The organism is Pseudomonas sp. NPDC087598, from assembly GCF_044743525.1.
Classification (GTDB): Bacteria; Pseudomonadota; Gammaproteobacteria; order Pseudomonadales; family Pseudomonadaceae; genus Aquipseudomonas.
Genome location: NZ_JBIUWQ010000007.1, coordinates 86,392 through 102,079 on the forward strand (window position 1 = coordinate 86,392; position 15,688 = coordinate 102,079).

The following is a 15,688-nucleotide window of genomic DNA, read 5'->3' on the forward strand; positions in this document are numbered from 1 at the left end:
CTTAAACGCTGAGCGCGGCGCGCAGTTGCGCTTCAAGTTGCGCCGCGTCGAGTTCCTGACCGATCAATACCAGACGCGTGACACGCGCTTCATCGGCGCCCCACTGACGGTCGAAATGCTTGTCGAAACGCGTACCCACGCCTTGAATCAGCAGGCGCATCGGCTTGTTCGGGATGGCCGCGAAACCCTTCACACGCAGGATGCCGTGCTTGACCACCAGTTGCGTCAGCGCGTCGAGCAACAGGCTTTCGTCGGCTTGCGGCAGTTCGATGGAAATCGAATCGAAGGCGTCGTGATCGTGGTCGTCGTGATCGTCATCGCCTTCACCGTGGTGATGGTCGTGATGGCTGTGGCGGCTATCGATGTGTTCTTCCGAACCGGCGCCGAGGCCGATCAGCACGTCCAGCGGCAGACGACCGTTGCTGGCTTCGATGATCTTCACCGCTGGCGGCAGTTCTTCGGCGACTTCGGCGCGTACGCGAGCCAGATCTTCCGGGCTGGTCTGGTCGGCCTTGTTGAGAATCACCAGGTCGGCGCTGGCCAGTTGATCGGCGAACAGTTCGTGCAGCGGCGATTCGTGATCCAGGTTCGGATCGAGTTTGCGCTGGGCATCGACCTGATCCGGGAACGCGGCAAAGGTGCCGGCGGCCACGGCCGGGCTGTCGACCACAGTGATCACCGCGTCGACGGTGCAGGCGCTACGAATTTCCGGCCACTGGAAGGCCTGAACCAGCGGTTTTGGCAGGGCCAGGCCGGAGGTTTCGATGAGGATGTGATCGAGGTCGGCGCGACGGGCAACCAATTCGCGCATCACCGGGAAGAATTCTTCTTGAACGGTGCAGCACAGGCAGCCGTTGGCCAGTTCGTAAACGCGGCCGGTGGCTTCTTCTTCGGTGCAGCCGATGGTGCATTGCTTGAGGATTTCACCGTCGATGCCCAACTCGCCGAACTCGTTGACGATCACCGCGATACGCCGGCCCTGAGCGTTGTCGAGCATGTGTCGCAGCAGTGTGGTTTTGCCCGAGCCGAGGAAGCCGGTGACGATGGTGACGGGGAGTTTGGCCAGTGTTTTCATCGGATGCCCTTTGGCAAGGTGGCGGGCAAACGGGACGAGATCCGCGGCGCAGCTGCGCGCGGAAGAATTCGCCACCGGATCACCCCGCCCGGTTGTAGTGAGAAATCTGTGACGAGGCAGGTCTCCTGGCTGACGGTGTTCAGGCCTTGAGCCTGGCATTCGCTGCGCCTTCCCGCTGGCTCATGGGTTGAGCTGGCAGTGGCGTGGCAGTGAATTTCACCGTTCACAGTTGCGGGGGCAGCCGCGGCTTGGACCGCGTTCCCTTCTTAGCTCCGGTTTTTGCCGGAGAACCTCGAAGGTGCAAGGCTACGCATGGTGTGGTTTAGGGTCAATGGGATTGGGTTTCGGGTTTTTCGTTTTGCGTGCATATCCGTTGCTGCGGGTGTTGCCTCTGGCGGTTTCGCTCTTACAGCGACTCACTTTTCCAGACGCCGAAAAGTAAGCAAAAGGCTTGGCCCCCGGCGTACGGCACTTCGCTTGGGCTCAGTGTTCCCTCGCTACGGTGTCCATCCGGGGGCATCGCCTACGGTTTGCTGCGCTGCACCTCCTCTCGATGTGTTTGGCTTCGCCAAACGGCGCTGCGCGCCTAACCCCCGGATGAACACCTTCACTCGGCCTGCCGAAGGGGCTAAAGGGCAAAAGCCAAAGCAGATCAAAAGAACGCAGCGTGCCGCAGCTCCTACAGGGGGTTGTCATAAATAGATTTATACCCATACACCGAATAACCAATTTCATTTATAGATCATTGCTCTCTAGCCTCTCGCCATCTTCCCCTTCCGAGAGAGGCTCACATGCCCTTTGTCATTTACATCTTCACCCTCAGCGCTTTCGCTCTGGGTTTGGCCGAATTCGTGCCGATTGGTTTAACCGACGTCATGGCCCGCAGTCTCGGCGTCGACGTCGAAGCCACCGGGGCGACCATCACCGCGTATGCCTTGGGCGCCACGCTGTCGGCGCCGTTGTTCAGTGCATTGACCGCCCGCTGGTCACGCAAGAACGTGATGCTCGCCACGGCGCTGGTGTTCAGCGTCGGTAGCCTCGCGGCGGCGTTTTCGACGACGTTGACGCTGATGCTGGTGGCGCGATTCATCGCCGGCATGGGGCATGGTCTGTTTCTGGCAGTGGCTTCGAGTACGGCGGCGCGCTTGGCTGGTCCCGGGCGCGCCGGTAGTGCGGTGGCGGTGGTGTTCGGTGGTTTTACCTTGGCCATGGCTATTGGCGTGCCGATCAGTACCTATCTCGGCGGCGTGATGTCGTGGCGTCTGGTGTTGGCGGCGATTGCGGTGTTCGGTGCGATTGGCTTCTTCGGTTTGCTGTTCGGCATGCGTGATCCGCTGCCAACCGCTGCCGACAGCGGCTCGGCGTTGCACAGTCTGAAGGCGTTGCTCAACGGCAAGCTGTTGGCCGGCGCACTGGTCACGGTGCTGGGTTATGCCGGTTCCTTCGTCGCCTACACCTACATCGCACCGGTGCTCACCGAGGTGACCGGCACCACCGCCGCCACCGTCGGCGTGTTCATGTTGTTGTATGGCGTGATGGCGGCTATCGGCAATGTGCTCGGCGGCAAACTGACGGATGCCTGGGGCGTCGACCGCGCCAGCGCTGCATTGATCGCCGGCATTGTGGTGGTGACGGCGGGCATGTGGGCATTCTCCGGTTCAGCGTTGATGATGGGCGTGCTGGTCGCCCTGCTGGGTATGTTCAGCTTCGCCGCAGTGCCGGCGTTGCAGGCGCGTTTGATCGGGGTTGCCGAGCGTCATGCGCCGCACGCTCATGGGGTCGCGGCAGGTTTGAATATTGCCGGATTCAATTCCGGGATCGCGTTGGGATCGGTGCTGGGCGCCGTCACGATCAGTCAGGTTGGTCTGAGCTTCGTCGGACTCACCGGTGCAGCGGTTTCGGCGCTGGGCTTGTTGCTGGTATTGAGTCAGATGGCCGCAACACCACGCTATCGGGCGGCTGAGACTCTATAAGCCCTCAGCGCACGGAACGCCGCCATGGCGTTCCGTTCCGGCAGGCACAGTGGTAAAAGCAACCTTCACCCTTTGGGCGCCGGAGCACCATGAGCCACCTCACCCACCTGCGAACGTTCCTCGAAGCGTACCGTGCCAAGTCGTTTTCCAAGGCTGCGGAACACTTGGGCATCACTCAACCGGCAGCATCGATGCACATTCAGGCGGTCGAAGCGCTGGTTGGCAAGCCGCTGTTCCGGCGCTTGCCACGCGGTGTCGAGCCGACTGAAGCGGCGGACGAACTGGCGCGTTCCGTGGCGCCGTTTCTCGATGGTCTGGAAAGCAAGATCGCCTCGCTACGCCCGGGCCTGATCAAGGGTGGCACGGTGCATCTGGTCGGTCCTCCGGACTTTTTCCACGCACAAGTCGCCGCCCGCCTCGCGCCGTTGCTGGACGAAGGTTTCACCTTGCGCTTTCACACCGGCACCAAAACGCGCATCTACGAGATGCTAGAAGCTACTCAGATCGATTTCGCGATCACCGCCTCGATGCCCGACGAACACTCCCACGGCTACGCACATCTGCTCACCGAGCGCATGTTGCTGGTGTACGCACCGAGTCTGCTGGAACGCCTCGGGCAACAGCCCGGCGAAGAACAACTCAGGCAGGTGCCGCTGATTGCCTTTGACGAAGATCTGGCGCTGGTACGACCCTTGTGGACGACGATGTTTCAGGTCGCGCCACAGTTGCAGGCAGCGCTGACCATTCCTGATCTGCGAATCATCATGGACCTGGTGCTCGGCGGCCACGGCTGGAGCGTCCTGCCGGATTACCAATGCGCCGACGCCATCGCTGACGGTCGCTTGATTTCGCCGACGTTGCCGAGCGAAGCGCCGGTCAACGCGCTGTATCTGGTGTGGCGCAAAAGCGTGATCAAGAGCCCCAGCCTGTTGTACGTGCGCGATTTCCTGCTCAACGCATTCCGCTGATGTCTGGCCGGCGCATGAAACTTCAGGTGCGCCCGCCTCGCTTGGTAAACAGCTATTCGAAGTAGAACTAATTGACCACACTTCGCATATTCCACAAATAGAGCTTCAACCCACTTTTTAGTCTTTTCTCGCTATTAATCTGCCCCCTTATACTTGCCAACTACTGTCAACAATAAGGAAATTCCATGCCTCAACGTCTATTACTGGCGGCACTGTTTGTGGCGGTCGCCGGTTGTGCCAGCCCCTCTCCTGTTTCCGTGCACACCAAAGATCCCGCCAGTTCGACCTTGCAGGGAGACGCGACGCGCCCGGCGCAGGCGCAATGGACGCGTACCGAGTTGTACTTTTCGGTCGGCTCGCTGGATGGCAAGGAAGGCGCGGTCAGCCCGGCGCGCTGGCGTGAGTTTCTCGACAAGGAAGTTACGTCGCGGTTTCCCGATGGCTTTACTGTTCTCGATGCGTATGGACAGTGGAAAGATCATGGGGCGAAAGAGCCTGAGCGACTGAGCACCAAGGTCATTGTGATTTTGCATGAGAACAGTGCGAAGAATGAGGGGAGTATCGAGGCGATTCGCCTGGCGTATAAACGTATTACCGGGGATCTTTCGGTGTTGCGCTTGTCGCAGCCGGCGCAGGTGTCGTTCTAGTCCGCAGTCTGCTCGAGAGCCTGCCGAGGCGTCGACGCCACGCGGCTCAACCCGGTCAAAAGCACCGCCCCCACCAGCAACACCGCAATCCCCAGAAACGCGCCCCACCCGACTACCGTCACGCTTGAATAAAGCATGTACAGGCACAAGCAAAAAAACAGCAATGGTAACAATGGATACAACGGTACCTTCACTGGCCGTGGTACCTCGGGAAACCGCCGGCGAAGAATGATCAGCGCCACACTGCTCAGGCTTAAAAACAGCCAGTACACCGGCGTCAGGTACTCGACCATGGTGTTGAACCCGCTCAGGGTGAAGCTGCCAAACAGCACCAACAGCAACGCCACCGCACCTTCCGCGAGCAGCGCTTTACGCGGTACACCGTGACGGTCGTCCCAGTCACCGAAGCTGCGCAACTGCGGCACATCGCGAGCGGCGGCGTAAGTGGTGCGGGCGCCGACCAGCAGGGTCGAGTTGATGGTCGCGATCGCAGCGATGCCGACCATCAGCAGAATCAGCATCACCCCGGGCGCGCCGAATGCGCGGTTCAACAGTTCGACCGCCGGCGCATTGCTGGCCGCCAGTCCGGCAAATCCCAGGCCCCGGACAAACGCCCAGTTGAGTGCCAGATAAATCACCATCAACACCGTCAACGCACCCAGCATGGCGATGAAAATCCCGCGCCGACCGTCACGTACTTCTGCCGACAATGTCGCGGCATCGCTCCAGCCACCGAACGCCAGGAAAACAAAAATCATCGCCGCCGAAAACCCGGCCATGCCGGTGTTTTCCGCTACTGCCGACACGCTCGGCGCGGGTGGTTCGATGCCTTGCCAGGCGAGAAAAACACCCGCACTGGCAATGCTCAGAAACCCCAACGCCAATAGCCCGACAAGCAATGTCTGGGTAATGAAGCCGATGTGTTTGCCGGTGAGATTGAGCAAAACCAGCGAAGCGATCACCGCACCGGCAAACAATCCCGAGCCGTACTGCCCAAGCGGCACCACGGCATTGACGTAATCGGCAAACATGAACGCCGACAACGCGATCCACCCCGTGTGCATCACCGAAAAACGCGACCAGGCGAACACAAACCCCATGCGTTCGCCATAGGCCATGCGCAGAAAGTGATAGTCGCCCCCCGGATGCGGAAACGCCGTGGCCATCTCGGCAAAACACAGCGCGCCGATCATCGACGCCACGCCGCCGAGCACCCACACCAGGTAGAAATGTTCCGGCCCGACGTTGAGCGCCACGGTCGGCGCGGTTTTCAGGATGTCAGTGGTGATCACCATGCCCAGCGTGATCAACAGCGCCTGAAACACCGGCAGATGCCGACCCGGTCCCTGCCCCGACTCAGAAGCCATAGGTGGCGCGGGCGTAGTAGTAAGCGCCGTTGGTGCCGATCGGCGAGAGCACGTCATACGGCAGGTTGCCGCCGTAATTGATCGCCGAACCGGAGCGCTCCGGATAGTTGTCGGTGACGTTGTTGCCGCCCACGGCGAGGTTGAATTTCGGGGTGAATTTGTACGTCACCTCGGCATCCAGCTGCCAGACCGCGCCATAGGTCTGTTCCGGTTGCGAGTCGCCGAAATCGAACACCCGCGTGGTCTCGCCCTGACGGGTCAGGCGCCCGAGCAGGCCCCAATGCTCACTCGCCCAGTTCGCGGAAAAGATGAAGCGGTCCTTCGGCGCGGCGTCGGTCAGGGTGTTGGTTTCCTCGACGCCGACCAGCGCGTCATTGCCAATCCCCAGTGCGGTCAGCTGTGACGGCGTGCCTTTGGTGCTGGTGACTTTGGTGTGGTTGTAGGTGTACGCGGTGGTCAGACCCAGTAGCCCTTCATAAAACGGCTGGTGGTAGTTGAGCACCAGTTCTGCGCCGTGGGTGCTGGTGTCGGCGGCGTTGGTGAAGAAGTTGACGTCGTGCACGCCGGCCACGCCGTAATTGTCGTTGATGAAGGCTTCCAGGGCATCGCTGCCGATGCGCTGCGACAGAGTAATGCGGTCTTTGACGTCGATGCGAAACACGTCCAGCGATGCGTCGAAGCGATCGTTCAACTGGAAGGTCAGCCCGAGACTGAAGTTTTTCGAGGTTTCCGGATCGAGTTTTTCCGCGCCAAGTGCGCGGGCGATCGGGTCGTTGACCGAGAGCACGCGAATGTCGGTGAGCGTGCCGCCATCGCCGAAGTTACTGGTGGTGTTCTGGAAGCCGCTCTGCGCCAGCGACGGCGCGCGGAAGTTGTTCGACACCGCACCGCGCAATGCCCATTGCTCGGTGAGTTTGTAGCGGCCGCTGAGTTTGCCGGTGAGTTTGCTGCCGGCGTCGTCGTAATGTTCCCAGCGAGTGGCGGCGTCGACGAAGAAGTTATCGGTGAGATCGCCAGACAATTCGGCGTAGCTGCCGAACACGTTGCGATCCAGATCCGACTCTTCGCTCGGGCGCAGGCCGTTGGCGCCGTCGGCCCCGGAACCGATGTAAGAGGCTTGGTCACCGGCGTAGGTCAGGTAGTTTTCGTAGCGGTATTCACCGCCGACCGCCAGCACAAACGAGCGTTCGCCGAGGCGCAGTTCGCGGCTGAAATCGAGGTTGCCAGTGGTCTGGCGCAGCTCGTAATCACCGGTGTCGAACTCGGTGGGCGAGTCTTCGCCGAGGCTGACATTGAGGGTGCGCCGGGTTGATGATTCGAAGCGGTTGCGGCCGTGGGTGACGCTGCTGTCGAAGTCCCAGTCGTCGCCAATCATGCCTTTGAAACCGGCGGTGGCGGAGACGTCCTTGTTGTCGCCCAATGACTGCGGCAAATAACCGTTGGGGTAGAACTGCGGTTGTTCATACGGGTAGCGATAGAACTCCGCGCCCGTGGTGTGGCGCTGGTTGTAGGTGCCGAAGCTGTAAGCCTTGCCGCCCGCCAGCGGCAGTTCGCTGTTGAACCAGAGATTGACGTCGCGGGCGAGGCCGTCACCCATCACGTAGTTGCGCTGACCCGGTGTGTCGGCGAAACCGTCGAAGCCTGCGCGGTTGGTCGGGTTGCGATCCTTGTACTCGGTGCCGCCACGAATGAAACCGCCCTCCTCGCCGAGACGCGTGCCGATCTTGGCGGTGGTCACGCTGTTCTGGCCGTCGGTGGTGGTCTTGTCGATGGCGTCCTGATGGGTGTGATAAGCGCCGTAGCTGGTGGACACTTCGCCGCCTTCAGGGGCGTCGTCGAGGATGATGTTGATCACCCCGGCGATGGCGTCGGAGCCGTACTGCGCACCCGCGCCGTCACGTAGTACTTCGATACGTTTGATCGCGCTGATGGGGATCGAGTTGAAATCCACCGGGGCGGTGCCGCGACCGATCTTCGACGAGTCGTTGACCACCGCCGACGTATGCCGGCGCTTGCCGTTGACCAGCACCAGCACCTGATCCGGGCTCATGCCGCGCAGTTGTGCGGCGCGGATATGGTCGGCGCCGCCGGAATTGGACTGGCGCGGCAGGCTGAACGACGGCAGCAACGTCTGCAACGCCGCGCCCAGTTCACCGTCAGCGGCGCCGGCGGTTTTCAGGTCTTCGGCGGTCAGCACATCCACAGGAACCGGCGAGTCGAGCACGGTGCGCGACGTGCCGCGGGTGCCAGTGACCAGAACGGTGCCGAGTCGGGACTCGTTTTCGGCGCTGGCAGATGTCTCTTCGGCCTGTGCAGGAAGTTGCCAGATCGCACTCACAACAGCAGCGGCCAGTAATGAACGGGAACGGTAATGCATGTAACAGCTCCTTGAATCGCAGTTAATACCCGGCCGTCACCGACAAAAGAAAGTCGGCATTCAATGCACGGCAATGTCTGCTGTAGTTTTAGAAATCAGGAAGGCAGCGAAGGCTGTTGAAACGTTAAATACGTGGTGACGCGCAGTATCCCCAGATTGGATGGTTACCCCTTGAAACCGGATGCTAGACGAGCGGAAGGCTTTCGCAAAAGAACCAATAACACTTAGGTTAGATCGCTATAAAGCACTGTCCTTAGTTCAACAAAAGTGTTGCTGAGCCAACACCTGAACCAACTAACAATCAACTAATACAACTGTAAACACAGCCCCCTGTGGGAGCTGGCTTGCCAGCGATGGCGGTGTGTCAGGCAACAGAGATAGTGGGTGAGCGGGCCTCATCGCTGGCAAGCCAGCTCCCACAGGGTAAGTTTCTTAGTCGAAGTCCTTTTCCAGCCAGGCATCCTCTGCAATGTCCAAATCCTCTGCACTGAAGCGCTGTTCCGCAAACGGATCTGCGTGCAGATGAAAGCCGTTTCTCTCCCAGAACCCCGGTTGTTCCTGATCGACAAATTCCAGCCCGCGCAGCCACTTTGCGCTCTTCCAGAAATACCGCCCGGCTACCACCAGGCGCAGGGGCCAGCCATGTTGCGCGGTCAACGGTTGGCCCGCGTAGTGAGTGGCCAGCAGCGTGTGCGGATGCAGCAAGTCGTCAAGCCGCAGGTTGGTCTGGTAATCGTGATCGGCGTGGGCCATGACGAAAGCTGTTTGCGGTTGAACATCGAACGCAAGCAACACGTCTTGCAGATGCACCCCGCTCCACTGCGTATCGAACTTCGACCAACGCGTGACGCAGTGGATGTCGCATTGCAGCTGACGTTGCGGCAAGGCTTGCAGGTCGGCGTAGCGCAATTCGACTGGATGGTTGAGCAAACCGAACAGTCGCAACGACCAGTTCGCCAGGTCGTATTCCGGCACCGCACCTTCGTGCAGGATCGGGAAACGCTCGGTCAATACCTGGCCCGCCGGTAACCGCCCGCCAAATGCGGGATCGGCTTTCGGCGAACGGCTTTTGCGTAATCGCGCAGCTTTGTTGTGCATGTTCACCCCAACCTCAAAAGTGAAACCTGACCCTGTGGGAGCGAGCCTGCTCGCGAAAGCGGTGGATCAGCCACCGAAGTGGTGAAGGTTCCGGCCCCTTCGCGAGCAGGCTCGCTCCCACAGTTTTGATTGTGGTGAGCAAATTTTCTGCGACCGTCACATATCCTGTGTGGGAGCGAGCCTGATCGCAAAAGCGGTGGTTCAGTCAGCCGAGGCCTTTCAGTTGGAAACAGGTATCCACTCAGCCCGCGCCACATTGGCGGTATCGCCAAACGCCGGGAGTTTCTGTGCCAGGTCGCGAACGTTTTTCACGTCCAGATCGAGCAGTTGCTTGCGGGTGATCAACGTCGGCGGCACCAGCACCTGGTGCCCCGGATTCTCCCCGGCAATCAACATCGCCAGACTGCGCACACTGATCGCCCCCGCCACTTGCGGATTGACCGCCGCCGTCGCTGCCCAGGCGCTGTCCGGCTCTTTCATGATCTGGATATCGGCGGTGGAAATATCGGCGCTGTAGATCTTCACCTTGCTCGCCAGTCCCGCCTCGTCGACGGCAATTTTCGCGCCTTTGGCGAACTCGTCGAACGGCGCAAATATCACGCTGATCCCCGGATTCGCCCGCAGCACGGCGCTGGCCTGATCCGCCACCGAGTTGGCAATCGGCGGATTCAGTGTGCCGAAGCGTGCCTTCTCGACGATCCCCGGATTGGCCTTTTTCACCTGACTCCAGATCTCGTCGCGCCGCTCCATCGGCGTGAAACCACTGATGTACACGTAGCCGGCATCGAACTGGGTGCCGTTGTCCTTTACCGCTTGATCCAGCGCCAAACGCGCCAATGCGTGGTGATCCTGCTCGACCTGAGTCACCTGTGGCGAATTCAGATCGACATCGAATGCGACAACTTTGATGCCTTTGGCGATGGCCCGGTCGATCGACGCCTTGAGGGTTTCCGCCAGGCCCAGTTGCACGATGATCCCGTCGACCCCCAGATCAATCGCCTGATCGATCATCTCGCCCTGACTCGCCGCCTGCTGCCGCGCATCGAACACGCGCAGATTGGCGCCCAAGGCCTCTGTCTGCTTCTCCACACCGCGCAGATAAGCCTCCGGGAAATCCCCGGAAAACAGATAACCGACCAACGCGATCTGCACCTGACCTTTGTCGAACGGTGCCGGTGCGCCAGGCAATGCCTTGGCCTGGGCGCTAAGCGCCAGCGCCGAGAACACCGCGCCAGCCAGGCAATGCCGGGCGAAATTTCTGATTGAACCGTGCATACAACTTCCTTGACTGAAAGCGGCTCAACGCGCCCGATGCGCGAGGCCGAACGTGAACATCAGGGCCAGCACCAGCACCAGTCCCTTGACGAAATCCTGCGCGTAATACGGCGCGTTGAGCATGGTCAGGCCGTTGAGCAACGCGGCCACCAGCAGCGCACCGACCAGCGTGCCAAAGGCGTTGGGCTTCTTCGCCCCAAGAACGGCAAAACCGATCAGCGCTGCGCCGAGCGCATCGAGCACCAGACCGTTGCCCGAGCTGACATCGCCGCGCCCCAGCCGCGCCGCAAGCAACAATCCACCCAGCGAGGCCAGCAACGCCGAGAGCACGTACGCCAGCAGTTTGAAACGCTGCACCGGCGCCCCGGCCAGCCGCGCAGCCTGCTCGTTGCCGCCAATGGCGTAGAACAAGCGGCCAATGCGCGTGCGCTCCAGAAACAGCCAGACCGCCAGCGCAACCACCGCCGTGATCAGCACCGGAACCGGCACGACGTCCCACAGCCGCCCACGCCCCAGCGCCAGAAACGCCGTACTGAAAGTGCCTTCGGTTTCAACGCCGTTGGGCAAGGTCATGCCCACCGCAATCGAACGCCCACCGGTTGGAATCAGTTGCACACCGATCACCAGAAACATGCTGCCCAGCGTCGCCAGAATGTCCGGTACGCGCAGTTTGACGATCAGCCAGCCGTTGAGCAGCCCGACCAGCGCGCCGCCCGCCAGACTGATCAAAACCGCCGGCACCGCGCCCCAGCCGAGCACGACCATCACGTAACTGGCGATCATCAGGCTCATCGCCGCCACCGCGCCGATCGACAGATCGAGGCCGCCGACGGCCATGGTCAGGGTCACGCCCAGCGCGAGCAGTGCCACAATCGACACCGATTGCAGGATGCTGAACAGGTTGCCGACGCGCAGAAACGCCGGCTCGGCAAAACTGAAAAACACCACGATCAACGCCAGCAGCCACAACAGGCCATAGCGAATCAACGTTTGCAGCAGGCGCTCGGCAGGCGCCGGCACGGTCGATATCAGGGAACTCGAATCAGGCACTCGCTCTGCTCCTTGGCGTGGCTTGAAGGGAAGAAAAATCATCATCGGTTCCGGCCAGCGCAGCGACCAGCGTGGCGCGGTCGAGACCGGCACGCGGGTACTCGGCGACCACCGCGTGATCGCGCACCAGCAAAATCCGGTCGGCGATGTCCAGCGCTTCATCGACATCGGCACAAATCACCAGTGTTGCGCGGCCGTGGGCGCTGTCGCGCAGCAGTTGGCCGATCTCGCGGCGCGCACGCACATCGACACCCTGGAACGGTTCGTCGAGGATCAGCACGCGCCCGTCCCCGAGCAGCCAGCGCCCCAGCACGACTTTCTGCTGATTGCCGCCAGACAACGCGGTCATCGGCACGTCGATACCGGCGGTCTTGATGCCCAGCGCGGCGACTTGTGCCTCGACCGCCGCCGCTTCAGCGCGATTGCGGATAAAGCCGCCCCGGGTGAAGCGTTCGAGAAACGGCAAGGTCAGCGTGCGACGCAGGGAAAAGTCAGGCACCAATGACTGACTCGCCCGATCCTCGGCGGCGAAGAAAACCCCGCTGCGAATAGCCTCACGGGGCGAGCCCGGCAGCCAGTCAGCACCGTCCAGTTGCACGCTGCCGGCCAGCGCTTTACGCAGGCCGAACAGCACCTCGGCGATCTCGCTTTTACCGGCGCCAAGCAACCCGGTCAGCACCACGACTTCGTTTTCGTGCAGGGTCAGATCGAAGGCCTTCGAACGCGGCAGAATTTTCATCGCGCTCAGCTCAAGCACCACGCGCCCCGCCACTCGCGGCGTATACACATGCGCGCCCAGCGCCTGCCCGAGCATCGCTTGCACCGCCTCGGGCAATTGCCGGGCGCTGAACTCTCCGGCCAGGCGCCCGTCCCGCAGGACGATGGCGCGATCCGCCACCCGTTGCAGATCCGACAGCCGATGCGAGATGTACAGAATCGCTACACCACGGCTGCGCAGGGTGTCGATCAAACCGAACAAACGCTGCGCTTCGGCATCGGATAGCGCCGCCGTCGGCTCATCGAGAATCAGCAAACGCGGCTGCAAGGCGAATGCCCTGGCGAGCACCACCAGTTGCCGTTCGGCCTGTCCCAGATGTTCGATCGGCTGCTCCAGCGGCAACGTCAACCCAAGCCCGGCGGCAATGCTCGCCGCCCGCTCCAGCAGACGTTTGCGGTTAAGCCAGAAATCCGCATCCGGCCGGCACAGTTCATCCAGCAGCAGGTTCTCGGCCACGCTCAATCCCGGCGCAATGCCTTCGTTGATCTGCTGATGCACCGCGACGATGCCGACCCTGCGCGCCGCCAGCGGCGAGTTGAAATACCGAGCCTGCCCCTCCACCAGAATCTCGCCGCCATCAGCGGTTTGGCTGCCGGCGAGAATCTTCACCAACGTCGATTTGCCCGCGCCATTGGCCCCGAGCAACGCCACCACTTCGGCGGGATAAATCTCCAGGCTGACCCGATCCAGCGCCCGGTTCGAAGCAAATACCTTACTGACCTCACGTACCCGAATCAGCGGCTCCGAGGCCACGGCGACAGGTGCACTCATAAAATTCCTTAACGTCGATGTGCCAGCGCACGCACCAGCCGATCGCCCAGGCTTTGTACGCCCTGAACGAGGATGACCAGCACCACCACGGTGGCGACCATCACTTCATTGTTGAACCGTTGATAGCCGTAGCGGATCGCCAGATCGCCGAGCCCGCCGCCACCAATCACCCCGGCCATCGAGGAAAAACCGATCAGCATCACCAGCGTCAGGGTGATCCCCGCCAGCAACGCCGGCAGCGCTTCGGGCAACAGCACTTTGAAAATCACATGACCCATGTCGCCGCCCATGGCGAGGATCGCTTCGATGCGGCCCTTGTCGACTTCGTCCAGGGCGTTTTCGACGATGCGGGCGAAAAACGGAAAAGCGCCAATGGTGATCGGCACCACGGCGGCGGTGCTGCCCAGCGTCGTGCCGACCACCAGCCGGGTCAGCGGGATCAGAGCAATCAGCATCACCACGAACGGCAATGAGCGCCCGAGATTGACCAGGCCACTCAACGCCGCATTGACGCGCGGCATCGGCAATAAACCGGTGCGGCGACTGATGAACAGCAACACCCCCAGCGGCAGACCGATCAGCAACGTGAACAGCCCGGCGAGCAAGACCATGTACAGAGTTTCGCCAGTGGCGTTGAGCACAAGTTGGAGAATTTCAGGCCAATTGATCGAGCGGTTCATGAGTGGGCCGCCCGTACGCCGTATTGTTTAAGGAAGCTCAGCCCGGGCGCGTCGTGGCCCAGCGGCAGTCCGCAGGTAGGACGCAGCGAACTGCCCAGATTCGAGAGCGGATCGGCCAGCAGTCGCGGCACGGGGCCTGACTCGACCAAGCGACCATTGGCCATGAACGCCGCGTGATCGCAGATCGACTTGACCACGTCCAGTTCATGGGTGATCAACACGATGGTCAGGCCCAATTGCCGGTTGATATCGCGCAGCAGTTCAAGAATCGACGCAGTGGTTTGCGGGTCAAGGGCGCTGGTGGCTTCGTCCGACAGCAGATAGGCCGGACGCGCCGCCAAGGCCCGGGCGATGCCAACGCGCTGTTTTTGGCCGCCAGACAATTGCGATGGAAAGGCCTCGGCCTTGTCGCTCAAACCGACCAGATCGAGCAGTTCGCGAACTCGTTCATGACGCTGCGGCTTGGCGACCTTGGCGATCTCCAGCGGCACGGCGATGTTGTCGAAGACATTGCGCGAATGCAGCAGGTTGAAGCCCTGGAAAATCATGCCGATGCGCTGGCGTTGTCGGCGCAAGTCACGGTCGGACAGCGTCGTCAGATCAACACCGCCCAGCAGAATGCGCCCGTTGTCCGGCCGTTCGAGCAGATTGAGGCAGCGCAGCAGCGTCGATTTACCCGCGCCGCTGCGCCCGAGAATGCCGTAGACCGCGCCGTTGGGAATGCTCAGCGACACCTGATCCAGCGCAGGTGTCGCTGCCGACGGGTACGTCTTGCTCAACTGCTCGACGACGATCATGGCTTGCCGCCCGCCACCGGGATTACCGAACCGGCGAAGTTATCAGTGATGTACTGGGCCACTTGCGGCGAAGTCAGGTCCTTGGCCAGTTGCGCGATGCGTGGATCATTCTGCAGTTTTGGCGTAGTCACCAGGATATTGGCGTAAGGGTTGTGCTCAGCCTTCTCCAGACCCAGCGCATCCTTGGCCGGCACCAGACCGGCGTCGAGCGCGTAGTTGCCATTGATCACCGCCAGATCGACATCGTCCAGCGAGCGCGGAATCTGTGGCGACTCGATTTCAAGGATCTTCAGCTGTTTGGGGTTTTCGGCGATGTCCTTGGGCGTCGCTTGATCGGTTGCCGGGTCGTTGAATCCAGGCTTGAGTTTGATCAGGCCGTTGTCCTGCAACAGGTACAACGCACGGCTCAGGTTGGTGACGTTGTTGGGCACGGCGACGGTGCCTTTGACCGGCACGTCAGCGAAGCTTTTGTGCCGGTGCGAATAGATGCCCAAAGGCTCGATATGCACCGTGGCCGCCACCGCGAGTTTCTCGCCGAGGGCCTGCTCCTGGGATTTCAGGTACGGCAGATGCTGAAAGTAATTGGCGTCGACATCACCATGCACCAGCAGCTCGTTGGAGTTCACGCCGTTGGGGATTTCGATGACCTTGAGATTTAACTGCGGATCGATTTTTTGCACGTACGCCAGAATCTGCGCGTGGGGCACCGGGTCGGCGGCGACACGCAAGGGCTCCAGCGCTTGCGCACCGAACGAGGTCACCAGTGCGCCGAGGACGGCCAGGGTCAAACCTGCTTTTTTCAACATGTTTTGTGTCCTTGAGCGAATGATGA

13 protein-coding genes and 1 riboswitch are annotated in these 15,688 nt (G+C 61.2%); of the genes, 3 read left to right on the plus strand and 10 right to left on the minus strand.

Annotated features, from left to right (window positions below; all coding sequences use genetic code 11):
- Window position 1 precedes the first annotated feature (1 nt).
- A complete protein-coding gene (cobW, locus tag ACIOWE_RS06305; RefSeq protein WP_401388700.1) occupies window positions 2–1,075 on the minus strand; it encodes a cobalamin biosynthesis protein CobW in 1,074 nt (357 codons plus the stop codon).
- A gap of 97 nt (window positions 1,076–1,172) precedes the next feature.
- Window positions 1,173–1,385, minus strand: a riboswitch (cobalamin riboswitch).
- A gap of 481 nt (window positions 1,386–1,866) precedes the next feature.
- Here cobW and ACIOWE_RS06310 point away from each other — a divergent pair.
- The 3 genes from ACIOWE_RS06310 to ACIOWE_RS06320 all read left to right on the plus strand — a co-directional run bounded on the left by ACIOWE_RS06310 (window position 1,867) and on the right by ACIOWE_RS06320 (window position 4,663).
- Complete coding sequence (locus ACIOWE_RS06310) at window positions 1,867–3,048, plus strand: MFS transporter (protein WP_401388703.1); 1,182 nt, start codon at window positions 1,867–1,869, stop codon at window positions 3,046–3,048.
- A gap of 89 nt (window positions 3,049–3,137) precedes the next feature.
- Window positions 3,138–4,016, plus strand: a complete 879-nt coding sequence (locus ACIOWE_RS06315; protein ID WP_401388706.1) for a LysR family transcriptional regulator — start codon at window positions 3,138–3,140, stop codon at window positions 4,014–4,016.
- Window positions 4,017–4,201: 185 nt separating this feature from the next.
- A complete protein-coding gene (locus ACIOWE_RS06320) occupies window positions 4,202–4,663 on the plus strand; it encodes a DUF3574 domain-containing protein (RefSeq protein WP_401388709.1) in 462 nt (153 codons plus the stop codon).
- On the opposite strand, the gene ACIOWE_RS06325 is transcribed toward ACIOWE_RS06320, so the two are convergent.
- The 9 genes from ACIOWE_RS06325 to ACIOWE_RS06365 form a co-directional block, all read right to left on the minus strand.
- Complete coding sequence (locus ACIOWE_RS06325; RefSeq protein WP_401388712.1) at window positions 4,660–6,030, minus strand: APC family permease; 1,371 nt, start codon at window positions 6,028–6,030, stop codon at window positions 4,660–4,662. The two genes, ACIOWE_RS06320 and ACIOWE_RS06325, sit on opposite strands and share 4 nt — an antisense overlap.
- Window positions 6,020–8,407, minus strand: coding sequence for a TonB-dependent receptor plug domain-containing protein (locus tag ACIOWE_RS06330; protein WP_401388714.1), 2,388 nt, complete (start codon window positions 8,405–8,407; stop codon window positions 6,020–6,022). The genes ACIOWE_RS06325 and ACIOWE_RS06330 overlap by 11 nt, the downstream gene beginning before the upstream one ends.
- Before the next feature lie 432 nt (window positions 8,408–8,839).
- Complete coding sequence (locus tag ACIOWE_RS06335; protein ID WP_401388716.1) at window positions 8,840–9,505, minus strand: sulfite oxidase-like oxidoreductase; 666 nt, start codon at window positions 9,503–9,505, stop codon at window positions 8,840–8,842.
- 219 nt (window positions 9,506–9,724) lie between these two features.
- Complete coding sequence (locus ACIOWE_RS06340) at window positions 9,725–10,780, minus strand: substrate-binding domain-containing protein (RefSeq protein WP_401388718.1); 1,056 nt, start codon at window positions 10,778–10,780, stop codon at window positions 9,725–9,727.
- Window positions 10,781–10,804: 24 nt separating this feature from the next.
- Complete coding sequence (locus tag ACIOWE_RS06345) at window positions 10,805–11,830, minus strand: ABC transporter permease (RefSeq protein WP_401388720.1); 1,026 nt, start codon at window positions 11,828–11,830, stop codon at window positions 10,805–10,807.
- On the minus strand, window positions 11,823–13,379 hold the full coding sequence (locus tag ACIOWE_RS06350) for a sugar ABC transporter ATP-binding protein (protein ID WP_401388722.1): 1,557 nt from the start codon (window positions 13,377–13,379) through the stop codon (window positions 11,823–11,825). Before ACIOWE_RS06350 ends, ACIOWE_RS06345 begins: the two co-directional genes overlap by 8 nt.
- Window positions 13,380–13,387: 8 nt before the next feature.
- Complete coding sequence (locus tag ACIOWE_RS06355; RefSeq protein WP_401388724.1) at window positions 13,388–14,059, minus strand: methionine ABC transporter permease; 672 nt, start codon at window positions 14,057–14,059, stop codon at window positions 13,388–13,390.
- Window positions 14,056–14,856 (minus strand): methionine ABC transporter ATP-binding protein, encoded by an 801-nt coding sequence (locus tag ACIOWE_RS06360; protein WP_401388726.1) that lies wholly within the window; start codon window positions 14,854–14,856, stop codon window positions 14,056–14,058. Before ACIOWE_RS06360 ends, ACIOWE_RS06355 begins: the two co-directional genes overlap by 4 nt.
- Window positions 14,853–15,662, minus strand: coding sequence for a MetQ/NlpA family ABC transporter substrate-binding protein (locus ACIOWE_RS06365; protein ID WP_401388729.1), 810 nt, complete (start codon window positions 15,660–15,662; stop codon window positions 14,853–14,855). The genes ACIOWE_RS06360 and ACIOWE_RS06365 overlap by 4 nt, the downstream gene beginning before the upstream one ends.
- Window positions 15,663–15,688 lie beyond the last annotated feature (26 nt).